Origin of the sequence: Hymenobacter cyanobacteriorum (genome assembly GCF_022631375.1) — a bacterium.
Taxonomy (GTDB): domain Bacteria; phylum Bacteroidota; class Bacteroidia; order Cytophagales; family Hymenobacteraceae; genus Hymenobacter; species Hymenobacter cyanobacteriorum.
Map to the genome: position 1 here is coordinate 177,824 of NZ_JALBGC010000001.1, position 22,520 is coordinate 200,343.

Below are 22,520 nucleotides of genomic sequence, written 5' to 3' on the forward strand. Positions count from 1 at the left end.
CGCAGGTTATGATAACCGGGCCGAAGGGCGGTTGGCCCCCATACGTAAAAACGCAAACCGATAGTGCAAACCAACGAAAATTTAATCGTCGTGACCGGCGGCAGCAAAGGTATTGGCCGCGCCGTGGTGGCGCGCTTCCTGCGCGCCGGATTTCCGGTTGCCACCTGCGCCCGCTCGGCCGTCGACCTGGCCGCGCTCAGCGCCGAGTTGACGGCGGAGCTACCCGGAGCCCAGCTCCACACCCTGCCCGCCGACCTGAGCCAGCCGGACGACTGCGCCCGCTTCGCCGCCTTTGTGCTGGCGCTGGGGCTGCCGGTAGAAGTGCTGGTGAACAACGCCGGGGCCTTCGTACCCGGCCGCCTGCAGGACGAGCCCGCCGACGGCTCGCAGCTGCGCCAGATGCTAGCCGTGAATCTGCTCAGCGCCTATGACGTAACCCTGCCCCTGCTGCCGGGCCTGATTGCGCGGCAGCGCGGCCACATTTTCACCATCTGCTCCACGGCCAGCATCACGGCTTACCCCAACGGTGGCTCGTACGGCATTGCCAAGCACGCGCTGCTGGGCTTCACCCGCAACCTCCGCGAGGAGCTGAAGCCGGCCGGCGTGCGCGTGACGGCGGTGCTGCCCGGCCCCACCCTCACGGCTAGCTGGGAGGGCGTGGACCTGCCCCGCGAGCGGTTCGTGCAAGCCGAAGACGTGGCGAAGGCGGTATTAGCGGCCTACTCGATGTCGGCCCACGCCGTGGTGGAGGAACTGCTGATTCGGCCGCAGCTGGGCGACTTGTAGGCGCGAGCTATTCGGAATCCGGCGCAGGCCGGCGAATCCAGCGTTGGTAAACGAACAGCAGCGCTACGGCCCAGAACAGGGCTTCGGCAATGCTGGCAAGCGGCTTCAGCCACGGACGGAACAGGGACATGGCCACCACGGCGCTCATGGCGGCCAGCACCCAGGCGAGTTTCAGGTAGTCAAGCAACTCACGCTGCGATTTGGTGCGAAACCAGAGGCTGTAGGCAATTGCTACGGCTAGGGCACCACCGATAAGCAACTGGTCGCCAAACACCCAATGTTCAATCTTAAATAAAGCCCCTACGCCCACCAATGCCAGCCCCAGGCCGAGCCCAATTGCCAACCGGGTGTTGTTCCAGATGCCGCTGCTGGTGAGCAACAGGCCCAGCAGCACCCATTTCAGAATGGCCAGCGGCGTGGCGGCCCAAGTAGCGATAAAGTCAGACATGCGCGGCTTGGATTGTTGAAATAATTACTCCTGCTTTTTGCCGCCAGTGCCGGTGATGCGGACACCGCCGCCGGGCGGGTTGCCGGTGTAGTAAAGGGTACCGGTGCCGGCCACGAGGCCGTCGAGCACGTCGGTGGGGCGCACGTGGGCATCGCCGTCGCTGTCGCGCGTCATCTTGAAGTAGCAGCGTTTCAGCGCCAGGCTCTGGGCGAAGAGCCGGCCCGAGCCGCCGACGGTGAAGTTGAGCTCGTCGACCGAGCCGCGCAGGTTGAAATCGCCCAGCTCGTACTGGTCGATGTTGAGGTAGCGGGCCCGAAAGTCGAGGTCGAAATCGCCGGCCCCGACGAGGTGGCAGAAGGCCTGGTCCTGCACAAAAGGCCCCACGGTGCTCACATTGCCCTGCCCACGCAGAAACAGGTTAGTGATACTGGGCAGGTGCAAGGTTACTTCGCGGGGCGTGTCGTAGCTGCGGGCCCAGTTGCAGCGGCTGGTGTTGGCAATTTCGAGGGCATCGCCTTTGCGGGTGAATTCGATATCGTCAATCAGGTTCTCGCCGGCCCGCACTTCGGCGTAGGTTTGAGTGTCCTGCACGAGACGCAGGTCCACGTTGTCGTAGGCGGTGACGGTAACAAGGCCCGCCACTACCTCGCGCCGTTGGGTAATAATGGTGCCGGTGCTCTTGATGCAGTCGGTGCCATGGCCCGGGCCGCAGGTACTGAAACCGAGGCTCAATGAGAGGCCGAAACCGATGCGGCCCATCGTGCGCAGTACCCCAAACCCTCCCAAGCCGCTAACTTGCGGCCGCAAATTCGTATTGCACATAATCCCTCTTACTTTTCCCAAAGATAAATGGACCTCACCGGTAAAGTCGCCATCGTAACCGGCGCGAGCAAAGGAATTGGCCGCGCCACCGTGGAAGTGCTGCTGGCACGCGGTGCCGCCGTGGCCGGCTGGGCCCGCACCGCGCCCGAGGGCCTGACGCACGACCGGTTCCAGTTTTTCGAGTGCGACGTGCAGGACGAGCATTCCATCACCGAAGCCTTCACTAACACCCTGCGCGAGCTGGGCCCCGAAATCCACGTGCTGGTGAACAACGCCGGCCTGGGCATTATGGGCGATGTCGACGGCTTCAAAACCGAGGACTGGAAAACGATGTTCGACACCAACGTGTTGGGCACCTTCCTCTGCACCCGCGCCGTGCTGCAGCAAATGAAGCAGCAGAAACAAGGGCACATTGTGAACGTGGCTTCGCTGGCCGGCACCGCGGGCACGGCCGGCATGTCGGGCTACTGCGCCACCAAGTTTGCCGTGCGCGGCTTTTCGGATGCGTTATTTAAGGAACTGCGGCCGGCAGGTATTCGTGTAACGTGCGTGATGCCCGGCTCGGTCGAAACCAATTTTAACGGCAAAGAACCCGGTGTTACCCCCGACCCGCACAAGATGCAGCCCGAAGACATTGCGGCCGCCATTGTGCACGCAATTGAAGCACCGGACACGACGATGATTTCGGAGATTCAGCTGCGGCCGGCGAATGTGAAATGAGTTGTCAGTTGCTCGTTGTCAGTTGTCAGGCGCTGATAATTTGACAATCGAAAACTCTAACAATTGACAACCAACAACTGACAACTAACCAATGGTAGAAATCGAACACCTGACCAAAACCTACGGCACCCAAAACGCCGTGGACAACATCAGCTTCACGGCGGGTAAGGGTGAAATCGTGGGCTTCCTCGGGCCGAATGGCGCGGGCAAGAGCACAACTATGAAAATTGCCACCGGTTACCTCCCTCCCACTGCCGGCACCGTGCGCGTGGCCGGCTACGACGTGCTCGCCGACAGCCTGGAAGTGCGCCGCCACGTGGGCTACCTGCCCGAGCACAACCCGCTCTACCTCGACATGTACGTGCACGAGTACCTCGAATTCATTGGCTCGGTGCACGGGCTGCGCGGCGCCGGCCTGCGTACCCGCGTGGCCGAGCTGGTGCGCCGCGTGGGCCTTAGCCGCGAGCAGAACAAGCAAATCGGGGCGCTTAGCAAGGGCTACCGGCAGCGCGTGGGCTTGGCCCAGGCCCTCATCCACGACCCCGACGTGCTCATTCTCGACGAGCCCACCACCGGCCTTGACCCCAACCAGATTCTGGAAATCCGCCAGCTCATTCGCGAGGTGGGCGAGGATAAAACGGTCATTTTCAGCACCCACATTCTGCCCGAAGTCACCGCCCTGTGCTCCCGCGTACTCATCATCAGCCGGGGCAAGCTGGTGGCCGACAGCCCGGTGGCTGAGCTGGCCGCCCGCGCCGCCGGCGAAACCGTGGTGCGCGCAGAATTCGAAGGCGCGGTAGACACTGCCAAGTTAGCTAAACTACCCAACGTGCGCCACGTTGAGCTGGCCCCCGATGGCGCGGTATTGCTGCGCACCGCGCCGGGCACCGATGTGCGCGCCGCCGTGTCGCGCCTGGCCGGGCAGGAAGGGTGGATTCTGCTGGGGCTGCGGCAGGAGCAGCAGAGCCTGGAGGAGGTGTTTGGGGAACTGACGAAGTAATGAACTGATATCTGAGCCGACAAAGAGGAACGTCATGCTTCATCTAGCGTCCGCGCAGCCGAAGCATCTCTACCTCAATACTAATTAATTACTTGCGCAGTAGAGATGCTTCGGCTGCGCTCAGCATGACGTTCAAAAAACCAGAATGCTCACCATCCTTCAAAAAGAATTCAACGCCTTCCTGAACTCCCCCGTAGCCTACGTGGTGCTGGGGGTATTCCTGATTGCGACGGGCCTGTTCGTCTGGGTTTTCCCCGATAGCAGCGTGCTCGACTACGGCTACGCCGACCTGCAGACGCTGTTCAACCTGGCTCCGTGGATTTTCCTGTTCCTGATTCCGGCCCTCACCATGCGCACGTTTGCTGAGGAGAAAAAGGCCGGCACCATCGAACTGCTGCTCACCCGGCCGCTGACGGATGGGCAGATTATCGGCGGCAAGTACCTGGCCTGCCTGCTGCTGGCCCTGCTGGCGCTGGTCCCCACGCTGCTCTACTACTACTCGGTGTACCAGTTGGGCAGTCCCGAGGGCAACATCGACTCGGCCGCCACGGTGGGCTCCTACCTGGGGCTGGCGCTGCTGGCGGCGGTGTTCGCGGCCATTGGCGTGCTGGCCTCGGCCCTCACGCGCGACCAGATTATCGCCTTTCTGGTGGCCGTGGTGGGCTGCTTTCTGGTGTATTCGGGGTTCGATTCGCTGGCCTCGGTGCTACAGGGCAGCTCGGCTTACTATGTGAGCCAGCTGGGCATTGCAGCGCACTACCGCGACCTGAGCAAGGGACTGGTTGACTCGCGGGACTTGGTTTATTTCTTCAGCGTGGTGGCGGTGGCGCTGCAAGCCACGCGCCTGGCTTTACGGAGTCGTAATTGGTAATGGAAAATACGTTGACTACTACTCCGGCTGCGGTTCCTGCCCCATCCTCGCGCAAGCAGCGCGACCTGCTCACCTTCGCCGCCATCATCGGCGGGCTATTGCTGTTCAATTTCATTGCCCAGCGCTTCTTCTTCCGCATTGATATGACGGAAGAAAAGCGCTACACCATGTCGGACGCAACCAAAAAGCTGCTGCGCGACCTCAAGCAGCCAGTCACCGTGACGGTGTACCTCACCGGCGACTTCCCGCCCGCCTTCCGCCGCCTGGAGCAGGGCGTACGCGAAACGCTCACCGAATTCCAGGTGTACGGCGGGGCCAACCTGAACTACATTTTCATCGACCCCAGCGCCGGCAGCACCGAAGCCGCCCGCAATGCCTTCTATCAAACCCTCTTCAAAAAGGGCCTGAAACCCACCAACCTCGGGGCCACCGAAAACGGCAAGCGCGTCGAGAAAATCATTTTCCCCTACGCCGTGGTGAGCTCGGGCGGGCACGATAAAAACGTACTGCTGCTGCGCGGCAACCAGGCCGCCCCAGCCGAAGTGCGCCTCAACCAAAGCATCGAAGGGCTGGAATATGAGCTGGCCAGCACCATCCGCGGACTGGTGCCGAGCATGCGCAAGCGCATCGGCGTGGTCGAAGGCCACGGCGAGCTCGATAACGTGCAGGCCGGCGACATGCTCGGCAGCTGGCAACAGCAGTACGACGTGTTCCGCGTGACGCTGAGCAAAGTGAAGGACCTAAGCGCCCTCGATGCCATCGTGGTGGCCCAGCCCAAAACGCCCTACTCCGAAGACGACAAGTTCAAACTCGACCAGTTCATCACCCAGGGCGGCCGGGCCATGTTCTTCGTCGATGCCCTGCGCGTCGACCTCGACAGCGTGAGCCGCAACGGCGCCTCGCTGGCGACGCCCTACAATCTCAACCTCGACGACCTCTTCTTCAAATACGGCCTGCGCCTGAACCAGAACTTGCTCCTCGACCTGAACAGCGGCCAGATTCCGCTCGTGACGGGCATGGACGGCAACAAGCCCAAAATCGAGCCCATGCCCTGGCAGCTCTACCCGCTCATCAACCGGTTCAGCCCCCACCCCATCACCCGCAACCTCGACGCGGTGTACCTGAAATTCGTGGGCAACCTTGACACGGTGAAGGCCACCGGCATCCGCAAAACCGCGCTGATGACCACCTCGCGCTACACTCGTGTGCTGCCCGCGCCGGTGCCCATCAACTTCAACGACGCCCGCCTCGAGCCCAACCCCAAGCTCTACCAGAAGGGTTTCCAGCCAGTGGGCTACCTGCTCGAAGGGCAGTTCACCTCGCTCTTCGCCAACCGCGCCCGGCCCGGCACCCTGCAATTCCAGCCCGAAAAGCCGGCCAACGCCAAGCCCAGCAAAATTCTGGTCGTGTCCGACGGTGACTTCATTCGCTCCGAAGTCGACCCCAAAACCGGCAACCCCTACCGCCTGGGCTTCGACCGCCTCGCCAACACCGAATTCGCCAACCGCGAGTTGGTCCTCAACGCCACCGACTACCTGCTCGACGAAACCGGCCTCATCGCCGTGCGCGGCAAGCAAATCACCCTCCGCCCCCTCGACAAAGTGAAGCTCGCCGAGCAGCGCCGCCGCTGGCAGCTGCTGAACCTCGGCGCGCCGCTGCTGCTGCTGGGGGCTTTCGGGGCCGTGCGGGCGTGGCGGCGCAAGCGGCGGTATGCGGGATTTGCGAGCTAACGGATATAGCCGGGCTTCACCATCTGCATAACCAAACGCAGCAAAATGGAAGACTTTTTGACCGGAATCATCGAGCAGCTGTTTGCCAGTTTGCTACTTGTCCCGATAGGCTTTGTGTATTTGTGGCTACGCTTTCGCCACCGAATACGAGTAGCACAAGCCCTCGCTCAAGAATATGAGGACAGCTACGCCAATGCAGGCAGTGCTATATTGGCGAATACGATAGCAGCGTTGGGAGCATTGGCGGTATCCAGTTTAATAATTCTCGCTGTTGTAGTACAGATAAGGGAGTGGCTACACGGCTAATTCAGCCTCGTAAGCGGCTTAGAATTATTCTGAATCCGGGAAATAGTGACCGTATCGGCATTCTGAATACGGTAAATGATGCTGTAGTCCCCGCTTACCAATTCCCGCGTAAGTCCGTCCCTGAATTGCGGAGCCATGCGGCCGCTCTGCGGGAAATTTATCAAAATGTCCACTCGCGCAATCAGCTTGTCGATAAGCCGGTCGGCATAGCCCTCAGAGAACTGCGAGTAAAATTCGCGCAGCTGGTGCAAATCCTCAATCGCCGGATTCGACCAGATTATTTGCGCCATGACTTCACTAAATCTTTTACTTCTTCGTGCGTCTTGAATTCTCCGCGCTCAATTGCCGCGAAGCCTTCTTCCACTTTCTCAACGTGAATAAGGCGTTCAACCAAGGCATCAAGGTCGAATTTTTCGGGCAGGGTATTCATTGCTTCGATTACTTCTTCTCTGGTCATGATGAAGGCTATTTAATTGGTTAAATATACAGTCTGCCTTCAAAGAAACGGCATTGCCGGAATAGCCGTTCACAAATCCCGGCCGCCCTTCCAAAGCCCAACCGCACCCCCTATCTTTGCCCTCCCTTAATCCCAGCCCTAGCCTCGCACCATGAAATTCATCGTATCCTCCTCCGCGCTGCTCAAGCAGCTGCAAAGCATCAACGGCGTGGTCACGAACAACCCCGTGGTGCCCATTCTGGAGAATTTTCTCTTCGAGATTGAGGCCGGTAAGCTCACCATCACTGCCTCCGACCTGGAGACGAGCATGATTACCGAGCTGCCCGTAGAGGCGCGCGACACCGGCCGCATTGCCGCGCCCGCCCGCATCCTACTCGACACCCTCAAAAACCTGCCCGACCAGCCCGTGACCTTCACGCTGGATGAGGAAACCTACACCATCGAAATCAGCTCGGCCAACGGCCGCTACAAGCTGGCCGGCGAGAATGCCGCCGACTTCCCCCGCGTGCCGGTGGTGAAGGGCTCGGCCCCGATTGAGATGCCCTCGTCGTCGCTGGCCCGCGCCATCAACAAAACCATTTTCGCGGTGAGCACCGACGAGCTACGCCCCGCCATGACCGGCATCCTCGTGCAACTGGCCGACTCGCAGGTGACCTTCGTGGCTACCGACGGGCACCGCCTGCTCCGCTACCGCCGCCAGGACGTGGGCGCCGGCCAAACCGCCAACCTCATTATCCCACGCAAAGCCTTCAACCTGCTGAAAGGCACGTTGCCTTCGGAGGCCACGCCAGTGAAGATGGAGTTCAACCAGAGCAACGCCTTCTTTTCCTTCAACCAGATGCGCCTCGTGTGCCGCCTGATTGACGAGCGGTACCCGGACTACGAGAATGTAATTCCGGTGAGCAACCCCAACAAGCTCATCATCAACCGCGCCGAGCTACTGAATTCGGTGCGCCGCATCAGCATCTACTCCAACAAAACCACCCACCAGGTACGCCTGCGCCTGGCCGGCTCCGAGCTGGTGGTTTCGGCCGAAGACCTGGACTTCAGCAACGAAGCCAAGGAAACCCTCACCTGCCAGTACGACGGCGAGGACATGGAAATCGGCTTCAACGCCCGCTTTCTGCTCGAAATGCTGTCGAACATCGACTCTGAGGAAATCACCCTGGAGTTGAGCACGCCCAACCGCGCTGGCCTGCTGATGCCCACCACCCCCGACGACAACGAAAGCATCCTGATGCTGGTGATGCCGGTGATGCTGAACAACTACGTTTAACTTTTTGCCTCCAAAACTGTCATCCTGAGCGCAGCGAAGGACCTTATAACCGCTGAACGACAAACGTTCTGACTGGATAAGGTCCTTCGCTACGCTCAGGATGACACATTTTTACCCAAATATGAAAAAATCAGAAATTCGCTTCAGCATTGCCCTCGACGACAAGAAAGTGCCGGAGGCCATCAGCTGGTCGGCCACCGATGCGGGGCCAGATATTCACTTCGCCAAGGCTATCAACATCGCGCTGTGGGACCGGGAGCAGGCCGGCACCATGAAAATCGACCTCTGGACCAAGGACATGCCCGTGGACGAGATGAAGCGCTTCGTGGTCGACAACATTGGCTCGATGGCCGAGAACATCGTCACGGCGACTGACGACAAGGAAATGGCCGCCAAGATGCGCGCGCTGTGCAAGGAGTTGTCGGACTACCTCGACAAGCAGGAACAAGGCCAGTAAGCATATTGTACATGCTTCATATGGTGCATTGGCTGAATTGAGTAACATAGAAAAGCCCCGCTGGAAATATCCAGTGGGGCTTTTTATATGCGGGACGCAGGCTGAATTGTGCGCTATAAACCTATCGAGCGTTGCGGCCTAAGTTGCCAGCGGGGCGGTTAGCAGGCTTGGCAGCGGCCGGGCCCACTGAGGCATCATTGGCCCGCGAGGGAGCCGGATTTTGCACCGCATCGGTCAGCAGGATGCTGGAGGCGCTGGCGGCATAGTCGCGGCCCATTCTGTTGTAGGCGTTGCGGGCACCGTAGTACGTGCTGTACTGGTCGGTGCTGAGGAAATCCTGGAATTCCTTGTCACGTTCCTTGCACACGCCGTTGCACTGCTCGTCAATCAACTGCTGGTTACCCGCGTTTTTGCGCTGGATAGCGGCCATTTTCGCCACCTTGTCGGCGTTGATGGCGCGGACTTTGGCAGCCTGGTAGCCGTTGAGGCGCAGGTCGCGCACCATTTGGTTGCTGAGCTGGTCGGCGCGCGAGGCCGTGGGGTTGAGGCGGTTGCTGGGCTGGGTTTTGTCCTGCACGGCAACCGGGGAGTTGGGGGCCTGCTGAGCCGAGGCGGCGCCAGCCAGCAGCGCCAGCACCAAAGAAGCAAAAGCTGTTTTCGTCGTCATGGTCGTAGGGTTTTGGTAGGACACTTACGCAAGGACCGGGCCAGCCAGCGGCAGCCCGGTAACGCTCGGATAACGTAGAAAAGCTTGCTGCGGTTCGGGTTCAGCTTTGCAGTATAGCGCGTTGGCTATACCCTACCACTGGTTTTTCCACATCATCGACTCCACCGGGCGGTCGGTGCGGTCGTTGTATTTGGCGTTCTGCTTGCGGTTGTAGTAGTTGTTCACGTCGCCCTGCACGGTGAAGTAGATGAGCTGGCCAATGGGCATGTGACGGTACACGCGCACGGGCATCGACACGCTGATTTCCAGTGTCCAGTAGTTGCAAAATCCCACATCGCCCTTGCCGGCGGTGGCGTGAATGTCGATGCCGAGCCGGCCCACGCTGCTCTTGCCTTCGAGGAAGGGTACGGTAGCGTGGGTTTCGGTATACTCCTGCGTTACACCCAGGTAAAGCTTGCCGGGCTGCAGCACAAAGCCTTCTTCGGGGATTTCGAAATGGTCGATTTCGTTGTGCTTGCGCGCGTCCAGCACCGCGTCGCGGTAGGTGGCCAGATACGGGCCGAGGTGCACGTCGTAGGAATTGGTGCCCAGGCAGCTGCGGTCGTAAGGCTCGATAACGATGGTGCCTTTCTCGATTTCCGCGAGGATTTGCTGGTCGGTGAGAATCATGTAGTTGGAGTGGTGATTTTGATAATGCGAAGCGGGTAGTGCTGGCCGCAGTTTAGCGCGCAGCGCGTAACTGCTGGCCTTGGGTGAGGCGAGTTTGCAACTCGCCGATTGGCAGCCAAGTTGAGATTACTGCTTTGCGGCAGCGAGTTGCAAACTCGCGTTACGAAGGGCCTGCAGTTATGCGCTGCGCGCTAAACTGCGGCCAGCGGGTGCGCAACGAAGCATCTCGCGTGTGGTAGTAAATCAATCGTAAGAATTAGTGGTGGCACGCGAGATGCTCCGCTGCGCTCTGCATGACCGCCCGTTTAGTCGTCGTCGTGGCGGTAGGGCGCGGCGGGCTCGCCGTCGGCTTCGTCCTCATCCTCGTCGTCTTCGTAGCGGTCCTCGCGCAGGCCGGGGCGGCGCGTGGGGCGCAGACGGCTGGCGAGGCTGCGGGGTTCGGGCTCCGGCTCGGGGTCGGGCGCGAGGTTGTTGATGCGGCGGCTTAAACCGGGCAGAACGTTGGTAACCAAATAAAAAAGCAGGCCGGCGCTGCCCAGGCTCAGCAGCAGCGTGAGATAGTCGACCCAGTCGTGGCGTGGCGCAGGGCCGACGGGCTCGGCGGGCGCACTGGTGAGGGGCGCTTCTTCGTTGTCGGCCGTGGCGGCGGGCTCGGGGGCGGCGGAGCCGTCGCTGCCATCGTTGCCGTTGGTAGTGAGCGGGGCCGTCACGGGCGCCTCGGGCTGGGCCTCGTTGGTGGCGGCGGGCAAGGCATCGGCGGGCGCACCGGAGTCGTTGAACTGGGCGCTGGCCTGCTGAATGAGCCGCTGCTCGGCCCGGATGAGGGCCACCCGCTCGTCGCGCGGCAGGTTGTGGATGAAGAACTCGAAGTTCTTATCCAGCAGTACCGATTTCAGCTGCTTGTCGAACTCGGCCAGCGTGAGCGAGCCATTGCCGAAACGGTTTTTGTAGCGCTCGGCAATGCCGTTATAGTTCAGAAACAGCTGCTTGAGTGCAGTATTGCTCCCGAAGCCGTCGAAGCTGCGGCGGGCGGCGGCGGTGCGCAACGTGAGTGGAAACTTGCCCCGGGTGAACGACTTGTCGTACACCGTTTCCATGGTGCGGAAGTTCAGCTCATCAATGGTTTTATCGAAGAGGCGCTTGTTGGCCTGGGCCGGGGTTTCGGCGTGGGCCAGCGTTGTAAACAGCAGAAAAAGGGCAAGCAGACGGAGTTTCAACATCGGGCAAAGGTAAAGCGCAAGGTTGCGCGATGCGAAAAAAGGTTTCGCAAGGTTTTCGTCTGTCATGCTGAACGCAGGGAAGCACCCTACCACGTCCGAACGGAATGTTCAAGCGTGATAAGGTGCTTCCCTGCGTTCAGCATGACAAACGGGACCTACAACTTATGAGCTTCTACCAACGACTCGCGGCAGGCCGTGAGGTATTTCTCCACCAGCTCGTCGCTGATGGCCGTGGACACGAACAGGGCCTCGAACTGCGAGGGTGCGAGGTAGATGCCGCGGTTCAGCATGGCATGGAAATAGCGGCCGAACGCGGCGGTATCGCAGTGCTTGGCATCATCGAGGTTGTTCACCGGCTTGTTGGTGAAGAACAGGCTGAACATCGAGCCTACGCGGTTCACGGTGTAGTTCAGGCCCAGTTCGGCGGCAATCTGGCGGGTGCCGTCGGCGAGGCGGGCGCTGGTGGCTTCGAGGGCGGTGTAGAGTTCGGGGTGCTCGTGCAGGTAGCGCAGCTGGGCCATGCCGGCGGCGGTGGCCATGGGGTTGCCCGAGAGCGTGCCCGCCTGGTACACTTTGCCGGCGGGGGCTACGCAGTTCATAATGTCTTCGCGGCCGCCGTAAGCGCCCACAGGCAGGCCGCCGCCGATGATTTTGCCCAGCGTCGTCATGTCGGCTTTGATGCCGTAGAGCTCCTGCGCGCCGCCCTGGGCGAGGCGGAAGCCGGTCATTACCTCATCAAAAATGAGCACGATGCCGTGCTGGGTGCACAGGTCGCGCAGGGACTGCAGGAAGTTTTTGGCGGGTTCCACGAGGCCCATGTTGCCCACCACGGGCTCCAGGATGAGGGCCGCAATCTGGCCCGGGTTGGCGGCGATGAGGGCTTCCACAGCGGGCAGGTCGTTGTAGGGCGCGGTGAGGGTGTCCTGGGCTACGCCCTGGGTGACGCCGGCCGAGTCGGGCTCGCCGGCGGTGAGCGCGCCGCTGCCGGCGGCAATCAGAAATGCATCGCCGTGGCCGTGGTAGCAGCCTTCAAATTTGATGATTTTGGCGCGGCCGGTGTAGCCGCGGGCCGCGCGAATGGCCGACATGCAGGCTTCGGTGCCGGAGTTCACGAGGCGCACTTTCTCGATGCTGGGCACCATCTGGCGAATCAACTCAGCCATTTCGACTTCGCGGTGCGTGGGCGCCCCGAAACTGAGCGAATGCGGCAGGGCCTCGCGCACGGCGTCGAGCACCACGGCCGGCGCGTGGCCCAGAATCATCGGGCCCCAGGAGTTGATGAAGTCGACGTAGCGGTTGCCATCCACGTCGGTGAGCCAGGCACCCTCGGCGCTGGCCATGAACACCGGCGAGCCGCCCACCGAGCGGAAGGCCCGCACGGGCGAGTTGACGCCGCCGGGAATGAGGGTTTTGGCGCGTTCGAAAAGGGCAGCGGAAGTGGTGAGGTTGAGCATGAAACTGGGAATTGAATTTAGCAGGTTACTTGTCTGTCATCCTGAGCTTGCGAAGGACCTTATTACCGAAGAAAGGTTTGCAGCAAAATCAGATGGCGCAGACGTGATAAGGTCCTTCGCAAGCTCAGGATGACGGATGGAGCTACACGCTCCCTCTAGCGCAGCACCTGGTACTCCAGGCCGCTGAGTTTGATGATGGGCACCACCTGGTTGTCGTGCGCGCCGCCGAGGTAGCTCGCGCCTTCAAAAATGGCCCCGGGCGTTTGGCTGGCTCCGGCCAGGCCGGTCTGAAACGCAGGGCCATACTGAAACAGCGCGTTGCCGAAATACAACAGCAATTCGAAGCCCTGGTTGGCAAATACCGAGGGCGGCAGGTGCTGGCGCTGCAAGTACAGCGAGCGGAAACGGCGGAAGCCAAGGCTTTGCTCGTCGTAATACTTGGGCTGGATGAAGTAGGTGCCGGCGCCGTTCAGCTGGCTCACGTCGAGGCGCGGATTATCGAGCCAGGAGCCGGGGGCCAGCAGGCCGGGCCGGGTGGCGGCGGGCTGCTGCTGCACGAGGCGCAGCGCGTACGGGCCCACGCGCTTGTCGTCGGAAACCACGACGACGTGGCCGGCGGCGGCCAAATCGGGACCAGCGAAGGCGGTGGCCAGGCTGGCGTCGATGTCAGGATTGAAGCGGCGCAGGCCGCTGACTTTGCCGCCCTGTTCTTCGAGCGCGGCTTTGTAGGCAGCGGCGAAAGCGGCGTCGTCCTTACTGTCTTCGTAAAGCACCAGGGCCGGGCGACCGGTGCCGAATGCACCGGCGGCAAACTGCGCAGCGGTGCGGCCCTGGGTGGCGGCGCTGGGCGCGTAGAGGTAGTGCCAGGGGTTGTCGAGCACGAGGTCGCCGTCCTGCGAAAGTGGATTCACGCACACAATTTGGTGCTCCTGGGCGTAGCGGCTCAGCAGCTTGGCTCCCGATTTATACACCGGGCCGATGAGCATGTCCATGCCGGCCAACTCGGGCAGGGCCAGGGTTTGCTTGAGCGTCAGCGTGTCGGCGCCGGTGTCGTAGGCGAACAGCTGGATGGTGCGGCCGGCGCGCTGCAGGCTGTCCTGGGCCAGGCGCAGGCCGGCGTAGAGGTCGGTTACGAACTGGTTTTTGCGCTGGGTCTGCCAGCTGGGGTCCGCCAGCTCGAAGGGCAGCAGCACGGCCACGTTGTAGCTGCTTTTCTTGACGGATACCGGCCGGGGGCGCGGCGTGTAGCGGGCGCGGTCGAGGCTGAAGCGGGTGATGAGGTCGTCGAGTTGCGGGCGGTCGGCGTCGGTGTAGGCCCCGCCCAGCACGAGGCGGTCGGCGTAGGCGCGGCCCAGGGTAGCATCGGCGGGGTAGCGGCGCAGGTTGCGCAGCCAGGTGTTGCGGTCCTGGATGCGGGGCAGGTAGGCGGCCTTCAGGTTTTCGCGCTCAGTTGCCAGCTTGTCGGGCGGCAGCATCGTCAGGGTTTTGAGGGCCGTGTCGAAATCCTCCAGCTCGAACGACACCTGCCCTTGCAGCAGCAGCACGTCGGGCATGTTCGGGTACGTGGGGTACTCGGTGCGCAGCAGGTTGAGCAGCTGCTCGGCCTCGGGCCACTGCTTGAGGCGGGTTTCGGCCACGGCGGCCAGGTAAGCGGCATCGGCGGCGCGGGCGAAGCGGGCGGTGGGCTGGGCCAGCGGCTCCAGTTGGGCCAGCGCGGCGGCGTAGTTGCCCTGGTCGAGCTGGTTTTTACCGGCCCGGTAGCGCACGGCGGCCTCGGCCGGCGGAATGGCGGTTGGGCGGGCCGGCGCGGGCGCAGGTTTTGGCTTGGCAACCGCAGCGGCCGGAGTAGCAGCCGGTTTGGCCGCTGGCGCAACGGCCGGTTTGGCTATGGGCCTGGCGGCCGGCGCAGGTGTAGCCGGGCTGGTAGCAGCCGGTTTGTTCGGCTGAGGCCGGGCGGGCGTTTGGGCCAGGGCACTGCCGCTAAGCAGCAGGCCGGCAAACAGCCAATGCAACGGCCGCTGCCGCGAAGATGAAAACGTCATGGAACCGAAACTCGCACCGGCCTTCGTGGCCGGCGGGGCAAAATTAGCCATAAATAGCCGGGGCCATACGCAGCCGGGCCGTCGTTGCGTTGTCGTTACATGCAGCCCGGACTTTGCAGTTCGCGCCCCGGCCGAAAACCCGAACTCCGCAACGGGCCGCGGACTGTAAGGTGCGCGCCACGGACTTACCGGCGCCAAACCTGCGCTAACTTTATGCCTATGCCTGTCTCCTTTGCTCCGTCCCTGCCCTTCAGCCGCGCCCGGCTGGCGCTCACGTTCGTGCTGGCAGCTTCGCTGGCCTTGAGCGTGCTGCTGGTGGCGGGGCGGGTGGCCCTCACCGGCCGCCTGTTCTTCCTGTTCATGCTCTGGAACCTGCTGCTGGCCATAGTTCCCTACGCCATCAGCACGATGCTGACGGCGGCGCGGGGGCCGCTGCGGGCGCGCCTGCTGGTGCCGGCCGGGGCGGCGTGGCTGCTGTTTTTTCCCAACGCGCCCTACATTCTCACCGATTTTTACCACCTCGAAGCGCGGCCCGGCGTGCCGCTCTGGTACGATTTGGTGCTGATAGTAAGCTGCGCCTGGAACGGCCTGATGCTGGCTTACGCCTCGCTGTCCGACATGCAGCGCTTGGTGCAGCAGCGGCTGGGCTTCTGGCCGGGCTGGCTGTTTGCGGCGGTGGCGCTGCTGCTTAGTGGGTTCGGCATCTACCTGGGCCGCTACCTGCGCTTCAACTCCTGGAACATTCTGACCAACCCGATTGCGCTGTTTTTTGACATCATGAACCGGGTGCTGCACCCGTTCTCATTTCCCGGCACCTGGGGCGTGACGCTGGTGTTCGGGCTGTTTCTGCTGCTGGGCTACGGCACGGTGCGCGTGCTGGGCCGGGCGCAGGGAGAATAACTGCCGCAGCTATTGATTCAGCAAGGTTTTTATCGGTTCTGGCCAATAATGCGCATCGTCTTCTCGTCCTGCGCTCCGCCAAAAAACTTCGCCAGCACCGCCTGAAACACTGGGTCGGCCCCGGGCACGGCCGCGAATAGCGTCATCGACGATTTCAGTTTCAAATCATCCGGGCTGCCCATAATAGCGTGCGCGTCGTTCGATTTCAATCCCAGCAGGGCCGTACTGATTTCAACCAGCCGCGCCCCCAGCACCGGGTGCCGGGCGTACTCTTCCGCCTCGCGTAAATCCTGAATCGCGTAAAAGCGGGCCGTTTCGCTCAGGCCTAATCCCTGAATTTGCGGAAAGATGAACCACATCCAATGGCTGCGCTTGCGGCCGTTTTTGATTTCGGCCAGGGCAGCCGGGTAGCTGCTGGTTTGCGCTTCGAGGAATCGGGTGAGACTGGTTTTCATAAGCTTGGGGCATTAATGCGGAAATTAAGCGTCAATACCTGCATTAAGGCTGTACTCCAGCAGCGTGGCGCTTATGCCATAGCGCAAGTGCCTGCTCATAAAACAGGTATTTCTCTTCATCACTTCCTTCCATATAGGCCCTAAACTTGTCTCCGTTTCTTTTCGTGATTTCGATGTATGGACTATCAAAGTCGGGCACTTTATACCTTGGAATTATTGAAATAATATCTGAATAATACGCCGACTCTATTCGATTATTAGTCACCTTTTTTTCTAACCAGTAGTGTGCAATGCGTTTGTCGGTCACGAAACTTCCTGTGCTACTTTCTCGAAAATTCGAGTAATACAGCACAATGTGTTCATCCTTACTCAATAGCCCAATCGACTCCACCAATTGAATTGTTTCGGGAGCTACGTGTTGGCCAGACTTCATCTTCTGGCATGAAGCAATGAAGAGTAAGAACAGCAATAATTTCTTCATGGTGTATTCTAACTATTGGGTGGCTTGCCTCCGAATAGGGAATATTATTTTGGCCAACAGCAGTAATTATTCGGCAACCAGCCTTTGGCAATCAACAGCAATGTAGTCTAGTTTTAGCCGTGCACACATTGGTAACTAGGGTTGTTTTGGAGAAGCAATTAACTGCTCTAGCTTAAAGCATCTTCCACCAACACCGTAGCTTCGCGGCAACCAACAGCCTACCCATGCACAAACCCCTACTTCTCGGCCTCGCGCTGGCCCTGCTGCCTGGCCTCACGCTGGCCCAGCGCCACCCCAAGCCCAAAGCCAAGCCCGCCGCCAAAATTTCCGCTAGCCCTTATTTCCAGCAGGAAGTGAAGTATTCGATTGACGTGCGGCTTGATGACAAAGCCCACGTTCTGCGCGGCAAGGAAGAGCTGACCTACACCAATAACTCGCCGCAGGCGCTGCCATTTATCTGGTTTCACCTGTGGCCCAATGCCTACCGCGACAACCATACGGCCTTCGGCCGCGAGCAGCAGCGCCAGGGCAACCGCGAGTTTCTGTTTGCCAAACCCGAGGCGCGCGGCTTTATCGATAGCCTGAGCTTTGTGGTGAACGGGCAGGCGGCCAAGCTCGAATACGACCCCGAAAACCCCGATATCGCCAAACTGCTGCTGCCGCAGCCGCTGGCCCCGGGCGCGGCTGCCACCATTGCCACGCCGTTTCGGGTGAAGCTGCCGGGCTCGTTTTCGCGCATGGGCCACGTGGGGCAGAGCTACCAGGTGAGCCAGTGGTTTCCGAAGCCGGCGGTGCTCGACCGGCGCGGCTGGCACCCCATCCCCTACCTCAGCCAGGGCGAGTTTTACTCGGAATATGGCTCGTTTGATGTCAGCATCACCCTGCCCAGCAACTACGTGGTGGGCGCCACCGGCGAGCTGCAGAACCCCGACGAGCGCGCCCGCCTGGCCGAGCTGGCCACCGCCACGGCCGCCAAAAAAACCGCCGACGACTTCGGCCACGACCTGAAATTCCCGGCTTCGGCCCCCACCACCAAAACCCTGCGCTACGTGCAGGACCGCGTGCACGATTTCGCCTGGTTTGCCGATAAGCGTTTCAACGTGCTGCAGGACACCGTGCGCCTGCCCTCGGGCCGCACCGTGCAGACGACGGTGCTCTTCACCAACCGCCAGCCCGTGCGCTGGATTCAGGGCTTGGAGGAAGTAAACACTGCCTTGCGCAGCTACTCGCGCTGGGTGGGCGAGTACCCTTATTCGGCCGTGACGGCCGTGGACGGGGCCCTGACGGCCGGCAGCGGCATGGAGTACCCGATGGTGACCGTGACCGAACCCGGGGCCATCATTCACGAGGTGGGCCACAACTGGTTCTACGGCATTCTGGGCTCGAATGAGCGCGACTTTCCGTGGATGGACGAGGGCGTGAACACCTACGAGCACACCCGCACCGAGGCCCTGACCAACCCGATGGCCGGCCTGCTGCCCGAAATGTCGGGCCAGGGCCTCACGCCGGCGCGGCTGAAAACCTTTGGCCTCGACGGCCTGCCCGCCCCGGCCTTCAACCAGCTGCCCTACCAGATACTGGCCAGCCACGGCGCCGACCAACCGGTGCAGGGGCCCTCGTCGGCCGATTTTACGCAGTTCAACTACAACGGCGGCGTGTACTTCAAAACCGCCTCGCTGCTGCGCTACCTGGCCGGCTACCTGGGCCAGGAGAGGTTCGACGACGCCATGCGCCTCTATTACACGCGCTGGCAGTTCCGCCACCCCTACCCCGAAGACATGCAGGCCGTGTTCGAGGAAAGCACCGGCCAGAAGCTGGGCTGGTTTTTCGGCGACATGCTGGGCGGCACCCACCACTACGACGCCGACCTGAGCGCCGTGGCCCTCTTCAACGACGTAGTGAAGGTGCTGGTGCGCACCGATTCGGAAGTGCCTTGGGCGGTGCCCGTTTCCAGCCTCGATGCCCAGGGCAACGTGCTCGAAACCCTCTGGACCACGCCCTTCGGCAACCTCGACGCCAATGCTGAAGAAGAAGCCACCAGCCAGCTCAACTTCAGGCGGGCCAACGTCGTCGCACTCACCGTCGATGCCGGCTACCTCACGCCCCAGCTCAACCGCCGCAACGACCGCCTCCAGCTCGAAGGCCCGCTGGCCCGCGCCGAGTCCCTGCGCCTGCGCCCGCTCTTCAGCATCGAGCGCTGGGACCGGAAAACCATCAGCTGGCTGCCGGTAGTCGGGGCCAATACCTCCGATAAGTTCATGCTCGGCGCGGCCTTCTACAACAATCCGCTCGCTCCCCGGCCGCTGCAGTACCTAGCCATGCCCATGTACAGCTTCAACCGCAACGAGCTGAACGGCATTGGGCGCATCCAGCTCAACGACCTGCCGCATTCCCGCGTCCGCCGCTTTGTCACCAGTTTCACGGTGCAGCGCTTCGAGCGCTACCTCAAGCTGGAACCCGCCTTCACCTTCTACCTGCCTCACCGCCCCGGCGCTTCGGTGCAGCAGCAGGCCAGCGTAGCCCTTACCTCCGTGCGCGACCAGGACCGCGCCCGCACCAGCAGCATCTACTCCGTCGAGTACGGCGCACACCACCAGGACGCGCTTAACCACTGGAGCGCCCACGTCGAGCTGAACCAGCTGCAGGCCGCTTTCAACAGCTCAAATTCGGCCATTCTCTTGCGCGCCGAGGCGCGCTATCTGCGCTATTACTCGCGCACCAAGCGGGTGCAGGCGCGCCTGTTCGGCGGGCGCTTTTTGCAGGGCGAGACGCAGTCCGATTTCGTGCTCGGCCTGAGCGGCAGCCCCGACTACCGCCGCCAAACGCCCTTCTTCGACCGCCAGCAGATTTCATCCGCTCTGACGGCCCAGGTGCACCAGACCGACGGCCGCGACGGCGCTTTTAAAGCCTTCCTGCCCGTCGCCAGCACTTCCTGGCTCAGCACCCTCAACCTGCAGGCCGACCTACCCATCACCAAGCTCGCGGTATTTGCCGACTTCGGCGCCACCGGCGAAACGCAGTTTGTAGCCGGCCGCGCCCAGGGCCAGCGCCTGTTCTACGATGCCGGCCTCACCGTGCCCTTCTTTGGCGAAATCCTGCAGTTCTACATCCCGGTCGTGGGTTCGCAGTTTAGCAGCGGCACGCCCGAAAGCCGCCAGGCGTTCACCGACGGTATCCGCTTCCAGCTTCACTTTGAAAAGCTCAACCCCTTCAAGCTGTTGGATGAAGGGGTGAATAAGTAGCCGTCTGAACGGCGTGCTCATCCGGCCCGCGTAGTCGAAGCGTTTCTGCCGCGTGAGTAATCCAACCGCTTGGGTTTACTATTGCGGTGAAGATACTTCGGCTGCGCGAATGCCAGATGAGCATGTCGGTCCTTTCTCTTTCTAATGTCAACTCCCCCCGAGTCTCAGCCGATGCACTGGCCGCGCCTGCTCTCGCAGCGGCGCTTTCCCGACCAGCAGCTGCCGCCGCTTAGCACTGCCCCCGTGCGCGGGGCTTTCGTGCAGGACTACGACCGCGTGGTGTTCAGCTCGGCCTTCCGCCGCCTGCAGCGCAAAACCCAGGTAATGCCCCTGCCCGAAACCGATTTCGTGCACACCCGCCTCACCCACTCGCTCGAAACCGCCGTGGTGGGCCGCTCCCTGGGCCGCCTCGCCGCCCGCCACCTCCTGGAGGCCGATGCCGGGCTGGCCGCCCAGCTGCCCAACCTCGACCAGGACTGCGGCGACATCGTGGCCGCCGCCTGCCTGGCCCACGACATCGGTAACCCGCCCTTCGGCCATTCCGGCGAAGATGCCATCAGCAGCTACTTCCTCAGCCCCGCCGCCGCCCCGTACCTGCAGCAGCTCACTTCCGCCGAAGTAGCCGACTTGCAGCACTTCGAGGGCAACGCCGCCGGCTTCCGCATCCTTACGCACACCTACGCGGCGCACAGCACCGGCACCGCCGGCCTGGGCCTCACCTACGCCACGCTGGGCGCGTTCACCAAGTACCCGCGCCCCAGCCTGGTGCCAGAAGCGTCGAAAAAGGGGGGCGCATCGGAAAAGAAATACGGCCATTTCCAAACCGAAAGCGCGCGCTTCCAGCACGTGGCCGCTGAGCTGGGCCTGCTGCCCAAAGATGCCGAAGCCGGCTTCTACCACCGCCACCCGCTGGCCTTTCTGGTCGAAGCCGCCGACGACCTCTGCTACCGCATCATCGACTTTGAGGACGGCCTCAAGCTTGGCCTCATCGCGCCCGAAACCGGTCTGCCCCTGCTCAAGCGCATGCTCAACGACTCACCAACCCGCCAATCCACCGTCTCATGGCACGACTGGCGCGAGGAGCTGGGCTACATCCGCGCCCGCCTCATCGGCAAGCTGGTGAACGAGCTGGCCGGGCTGTTTGCGCAGCACGCCCCCGCCATCCTGCGCGGTGCCTACGACCAGCCCCTCATCAAAGAGCTCGGCTGCTGGGCCGATTTGCAGGAGGTGCAGCGCCTGAGCATCAACCAGCTTTACCGCAGCCGCCCGGTGCTCGAAATCGAAGCCGCCGGCTTCGAAGTCCTCGGCGGCCTGCTCGATGCTTTCCTCGCCGCCGTGTTCGACCAAAGCCAGGGCCACCGCAGCCGCAAGCTACTCCTGCTGCTCCCCGAACAATTCCGCGCCGAAGGCCACCAGGCCCACGTTTCGGCCTACGAGAAAATCTTGCTGCTCACCGATTTCGTGGCCGGCATGACTGACCAGAACGCACTGAGTTTGTACAAGACCATCAAGGGTATTGAGCTGCCGAAGGGGTTTTAGCGAATCATTCATACTGCTTCGCGAAAATGAGCCCCAGCGGGGCGACACTTGTTGCAACGAGTGTCGCCCCGCTGGGGCTTTTAGCTATTCTCCACACAGTTCGTTTTTACCGATAGGTCGCCCCGCTGGGGCTTAATTGCTGGTAGTTTCTCTCTCGTGCAGCGCCACCAGATTCTCCAGCAGCGTCTCCAGCAGCTTGCGGCCCTTCCAGACTGATTTCAGCTTGGTCCGAATCTGCGCCGCCGTCTGCACAAATTCCTGCTCTGTGGCCTGCTCATGTTCTTCATCGGCCATGAGTTGCTCCACCATCGGCACGGTCATTTCGGGGTGAAACTGGAGCCCAATTACGCCATCGCCCCACACAAAGCCCTGGGTGGCCGTGGCGGCCGACATGCCCACCCGCACCGCGCCCGGCGGCACTGTAAATGTATCCAGGTGCCAGTGCAACACGGCCGCTTTCTCGGGCCAGCCACGCAGCAGCGGATGCTCCAGCGACTTGGCCGAAAACCGCACCGTCCAGAAGCCGATTTCCGGCGCGTGGTTGGGCTGCACCTGGCCGCCCAGCGCCTCGGCCACCAGCTGCGCCCCTAAGCAAATAGCCAGAGTAATCTTGCCCGCCCGCAGCGCTTTGTTGATAAAGGCTTTTTCATCCCGCAACCAGGGCAGCCGGTCCGTGTCGTGCACGCTCATGGCCCCGCCCAGAATCAGCAACCCATCAAAATCGGCTAGCATCGGAAAAACCGGGTTCGGCTCAAACAGCTTCGTGAACGTGAGCGCGTGACCGTGCGCCGCCAGCCAGTCGGCCGCGTGGCCGGGGCCTTCGTGAGGCAGGTGTTGCAGGCAGTGAAAGCGCATTTTTGATTCGTTAAAGGAAAAATTAAGAACGTCATGCTGAGCGCAGCCGAAGCATCTCTGCCGCGCAATCATTTTGTTTACTGTTGCGGTAGAGATGCTTCGGCTGCGCTCAGCATGACGTTC

At 61.7% G+C, this 22,520-nt stretch carries 23 protein-coding genes; 11 read left to right on the forward strand and 12 right to left on the reverse strand.

Annotation, left to right across the window (positions count from 1 at the left end; all coding sequences use genetic code 11):
- Positions 1–63: 63 nt before the first annotated feature.
- A complete protein-coding gene (locus MON38_RS00805) occupies positions 64–786 on the forward strand; it encodes an SDR family oxidoreductase (RefSeq protein WP_338423742.1) in 723 nt (240 codons plus the stop codon).
- A gap of 7 nt (positions 787–793) precedes the next feature.
- Here the strand turns inward: MON38_RS00805 and MON38_RS00810 are convergent, their stop codons facing one another.
- Both MON38_RS00810 and MON38_RS00815 read right to left on the reverse strand, forming a co-directional pair.
- Positions 794–1,234 (reverse strand): GldL-related protein, encoded by a 441-nt coding sequence (locus tag MON38_RS00810; RefSeq protein WP_241934232.1) that lies wholly within the window; start codon positions 1,232–1,234, stop codon positions 794–796.
- Positions 1,235–1,258: 24 nt separating this feature from the next.
- The gene (locus tag MON38_RS00815; protein ID WP_241934233.1) at positions 1,259–2,041 is read right to left on the reverse strand and encodes a GIN domain-containing protein; all 783 of its coding nucleotides are present in this window, start codon (positions 2,039–2,041) and stop codon (positions 1,259–1,261) included.
- A gap of 42 nt (positions 2,042–2,083) precedes the next feature.
- Here MON38_RS00815 and MON38_RS00820 point away from each other — a divergent pair, with 42 nt between their 5' ends.
- From MON38_RS00820 to MON38_RS00840, 5 genes are all read left to right on the forward strand, one after another.
- On the forward strand, positions 2,084–2,776 hold the full coding sequence (locus MON38_RS00820) for an SDR family oxidoreductase (protein ID WP_241934234.1): 693 nt from the start codon (positions 2,084–2,086) through the stop codon (positions 2,774–2,776).
- A gap of 91 nt (positions 2,777–2,867) precedes the next feature.
- On the forward strand, positions 2,868–3,776 hold the full coding sequence (gene gldA, locus MON38_RS00825; RefSeq protein ID WP_241934235.1) for a gliding motility-associated ABC transporter ATP-binding subunit GldA: 909 nt from the start codon (positions 2,868–2,870) through the stop codon (positions 3,774–3,776).
- Positions 3,777–3,921: 145 nt separating this feature from the next.
- Positions 3,922–4,647 (forward strand): gliding motility-associated ABC transporter permease subunit GldF, encoded by a 726-nt coding sequence (gene gldF / locus MON38_RS00830; protein WP_241934236.1) that lies wholly within the window; start codon positions 3,922–3,924, stop codon positions 4,645–4,647.
- Positions 4,647–6,377, forward strand: a complete 1,731-nt coding sequence (gldG, locus tag MON38_RS00835; protein ID WP_241934237.1) for a gliding motility-associated ABC transporter substrate-binding protein GldG — start codon at positions 4,647–4,649, stop codon at positions 6,375–6,377. The genes gldF and gldG overlap by 1 nt, the downstream gene beginning before the upstream one ends.
- Positions 6,378–6,422: 45 nt before the next feature.
- The gene (locus MON38_RS00840) at positions 6,423–6,683 is read left to right on the forward strand and encodes a hypothetical protein (protein ID WP_241934238.1); all 261 of its coding nucleotides are present in this window, start codon (positions 6,423–6,425) and stop codon (positions 6,681–6,683) included.
- On the opposite strand, the gene MON38_RS00845 is transcribed toward MON38_RS00840, so the two are convergent.
- Positions 6,680–6,973 (reverse strand): type II toxin-antitoxin system RelE/ParE family toxin, encoded by a 294-nt coding sequence (locus tag MON38_RS00845; protein ID WP_241934239.1) that lies wholly within the window; start codon positions 6,971–6,973, stop codon positions 6,680–6,682. The genes MON38_RS00840 and MON38_RS00845 overlap by 4 nt on opposite strands.
- On the reverse strand, positions 6,961–7,140 hold the full coding sequence (locus tag MON38_RS00850; protein WP_241934240.1) for a hypothetical protein: 180 nt from the start codon (positions 7,138–7,140) through the stop codon (positions 6,961–6,963). Before MON38_RS00850 ends, MON38_RS00845 begins: the two co-directional genes overlap by 13 nt.
- Before the next feature lie 151 nt (positions 7,141–7,291).
- On the opposite strand from MON38_RS00850, the gene dnaN reads away from it, so the two are divergent.
- Together dnaN and gldC are read left to right on the forward strand one after the other, a co-directional pair.
- Positions 7,292–8,416: a DNA polymerase III subunit beta gene (gene dnaN / locus MON38_RS00855; RefSeq protein WP_035567181.1), complete on the forward strand. Its 1,125-nt coding sequence runs from the start codon at positions 7,292–7,294 to the stop codon at positions 8,414–8,416.
- A 121-nt stretch (positions 8,417–8,537) separates the two neighbouring features.
- Entirely contained in the window at positions 8,538–8,873 is a 336-nt protein-coding gene (gene gldC / locus MON38_RS00860; protein WP_241934241.1) for a gliding motility protein GldC, read from the forward strand.
- 121 nt (positions 8,874–8,994) lie between these two features.
- Here the strand turns inward: gldC and MON38_RS00865 are convergent, their stop codons facing one another.
- The 5 genes from MON38_RS00865 to MON38_RS00885 all read right to left on the reverse strand — a co-directional run bounded on the left by MON38_RS00865 (position 8,995) and on the right by MON38_RS00885 (position 14,925).
- Positions 8,995–9,540 (reverse strand): hypothetical protein, encoded by a 546-nt coding sequence (locus MON38_RS00865; RefSeq protein ID WP_241934242.1) that lies wholly within the window; start codon positions 9,538–9,540, stop codon positions 8,995–8,997.
- Positions 9,541–9,672: 132 nt separating this feature from the next.
- Entirely contained in the window at positions 9,673–10,209 is a 537-nt protein-coding gene (gene dcd / locus MON38_RS00870; protein ID WP_241934243.1) for a dCTP deaminase, read from the reverse strand.
- A 305-nt stretch (positions 10,210–10,514) separates the two neighbouring features.
- The gene (locus MON38_RS00875; RefSeq protein WP_241934244.1) at positions 10,515–11,429 is read right to left on the reverse strand and encodes a hypothetical protein; all 915 of its coding nucleotides are present in this window, start codon (positions 11,427–11,429) and stop codon (positions 10,515–10,517) included.
- 155 nt (positions 11,430–11,584) lie between these two features.
- Positions 11,585–12,883, reverse strand: coding sequence for a glutamate-1-semialdehyde 2,1-aminomutase (gene hemL, locus MON38_RS00880; RefSeq protein ID WP_241934245.1), 1,299 nt, complete (start codon positions 12,881–12,883; stop codon positions 11,585–11,587).
- 155 nt (positions 12,884–13,038) lie between these two features.
- Positions 13,039–14,925 (reverse strand): ABC transporter substrate-binding protein, encoded by a 1,887-nt coding sequence (locus MON38_RS00885; protein ID WP_241934246.1) that lies wholly within the window; start codon positions 14,923–14,925, stop codon positions 13,039–13,041.
- A 219-nt stretch (positions 14,926–15,144) separates the two neighbouring features.
- On the opposite strand from MON38_RS00885, the gene MON38_RS00890 reads away from it, so the two are divergent.
- Positions 15,145–15,825: a DUF1361 domain-containing protein gene (locus tag MON38_RS00890; protein WP_241934247.1), complete on the forward strand. Its 681-nt coding sequence runs from the start codon at positions 15,145–15,147 to the stop codon at positions 15,823–15,825.
- Between the two features lie 29 nt (positions 15,826–15,854).
- Here MON38_RS00890 and MON38_RS00895 read toward each other — a convergent pair whose 3' ends face one another.
- Together MON38_RS00895 and MON38_RS00900 are read right to left on the reverse strand one after the other, a co-directional pair.
- A complete protein-coding gene (locus MON38_RS00895) occupies positions 15,855–16,280 on the reverse strand; it encodes a DUF1810 domain-containing protein (protein WP_241934248.1) in 426 nt (141 codons plus the stop codon).
- A gap of 43 nt (positions 16,281–16,323) precedes the next feature.
- Positions 16,324–16,761 (reverse strand): hypothetical protein, encoded by a 438-nt coding sequence (locus MON38_RS00900; protein ID WP_241934249.1) that lies wholly within the window; start codon positions 16,759–16,761, stop codon positions 16,324–16,326.
- 224 nt (positions 16,762–16,985) lie between these two features.
- On the opposite strand from MON38_RS00900, the gene MON38_RS00905 reads away from it, so the two are divergent.
- Positions 16,986–20,003: a M1 family metallopeptidase gene (locus tag MON38_RS00905; RefSeq protein WP_241934250.1), complete on the forward strand. Its 3,018-nt coding sequence runs from the start codon at positions 16,986–16,988 to the stop codon at positions 20,001–20,003.
- A 144-nt stretch (positions 20,004–20,147) separates the two neighbouring features.
- Positions 20,148–21,542: a dGTP triphosphohydrolase gene (dgt, locus tag MON38_RS00910; protein ID WP_241934251.1), complete on the forward strand. Its 1,395-nt coding sequence runs from the start codon at positions 20,148–20,150 to the stop codon at positions 21,540–21,542.
- 132 nt (positions 21,543–21,674) lie between these two features.
- On the opposite strand, the gene MON38_RS00915 is transcribed toward dgt, so the two are convergent.
- Complete coding sequence (locus MON38_RS00915; RefSeq protein WP_241934252.1) at positions 21,675–22,397, reverse strand: type 1 glutamine amidotransferase; 723 nt, start codon at positions 22,395–22,397, stop codon at positions 21,675–21,677.
- Positions 22,398–22,520 lie beyond the last annotated feature (123 nt).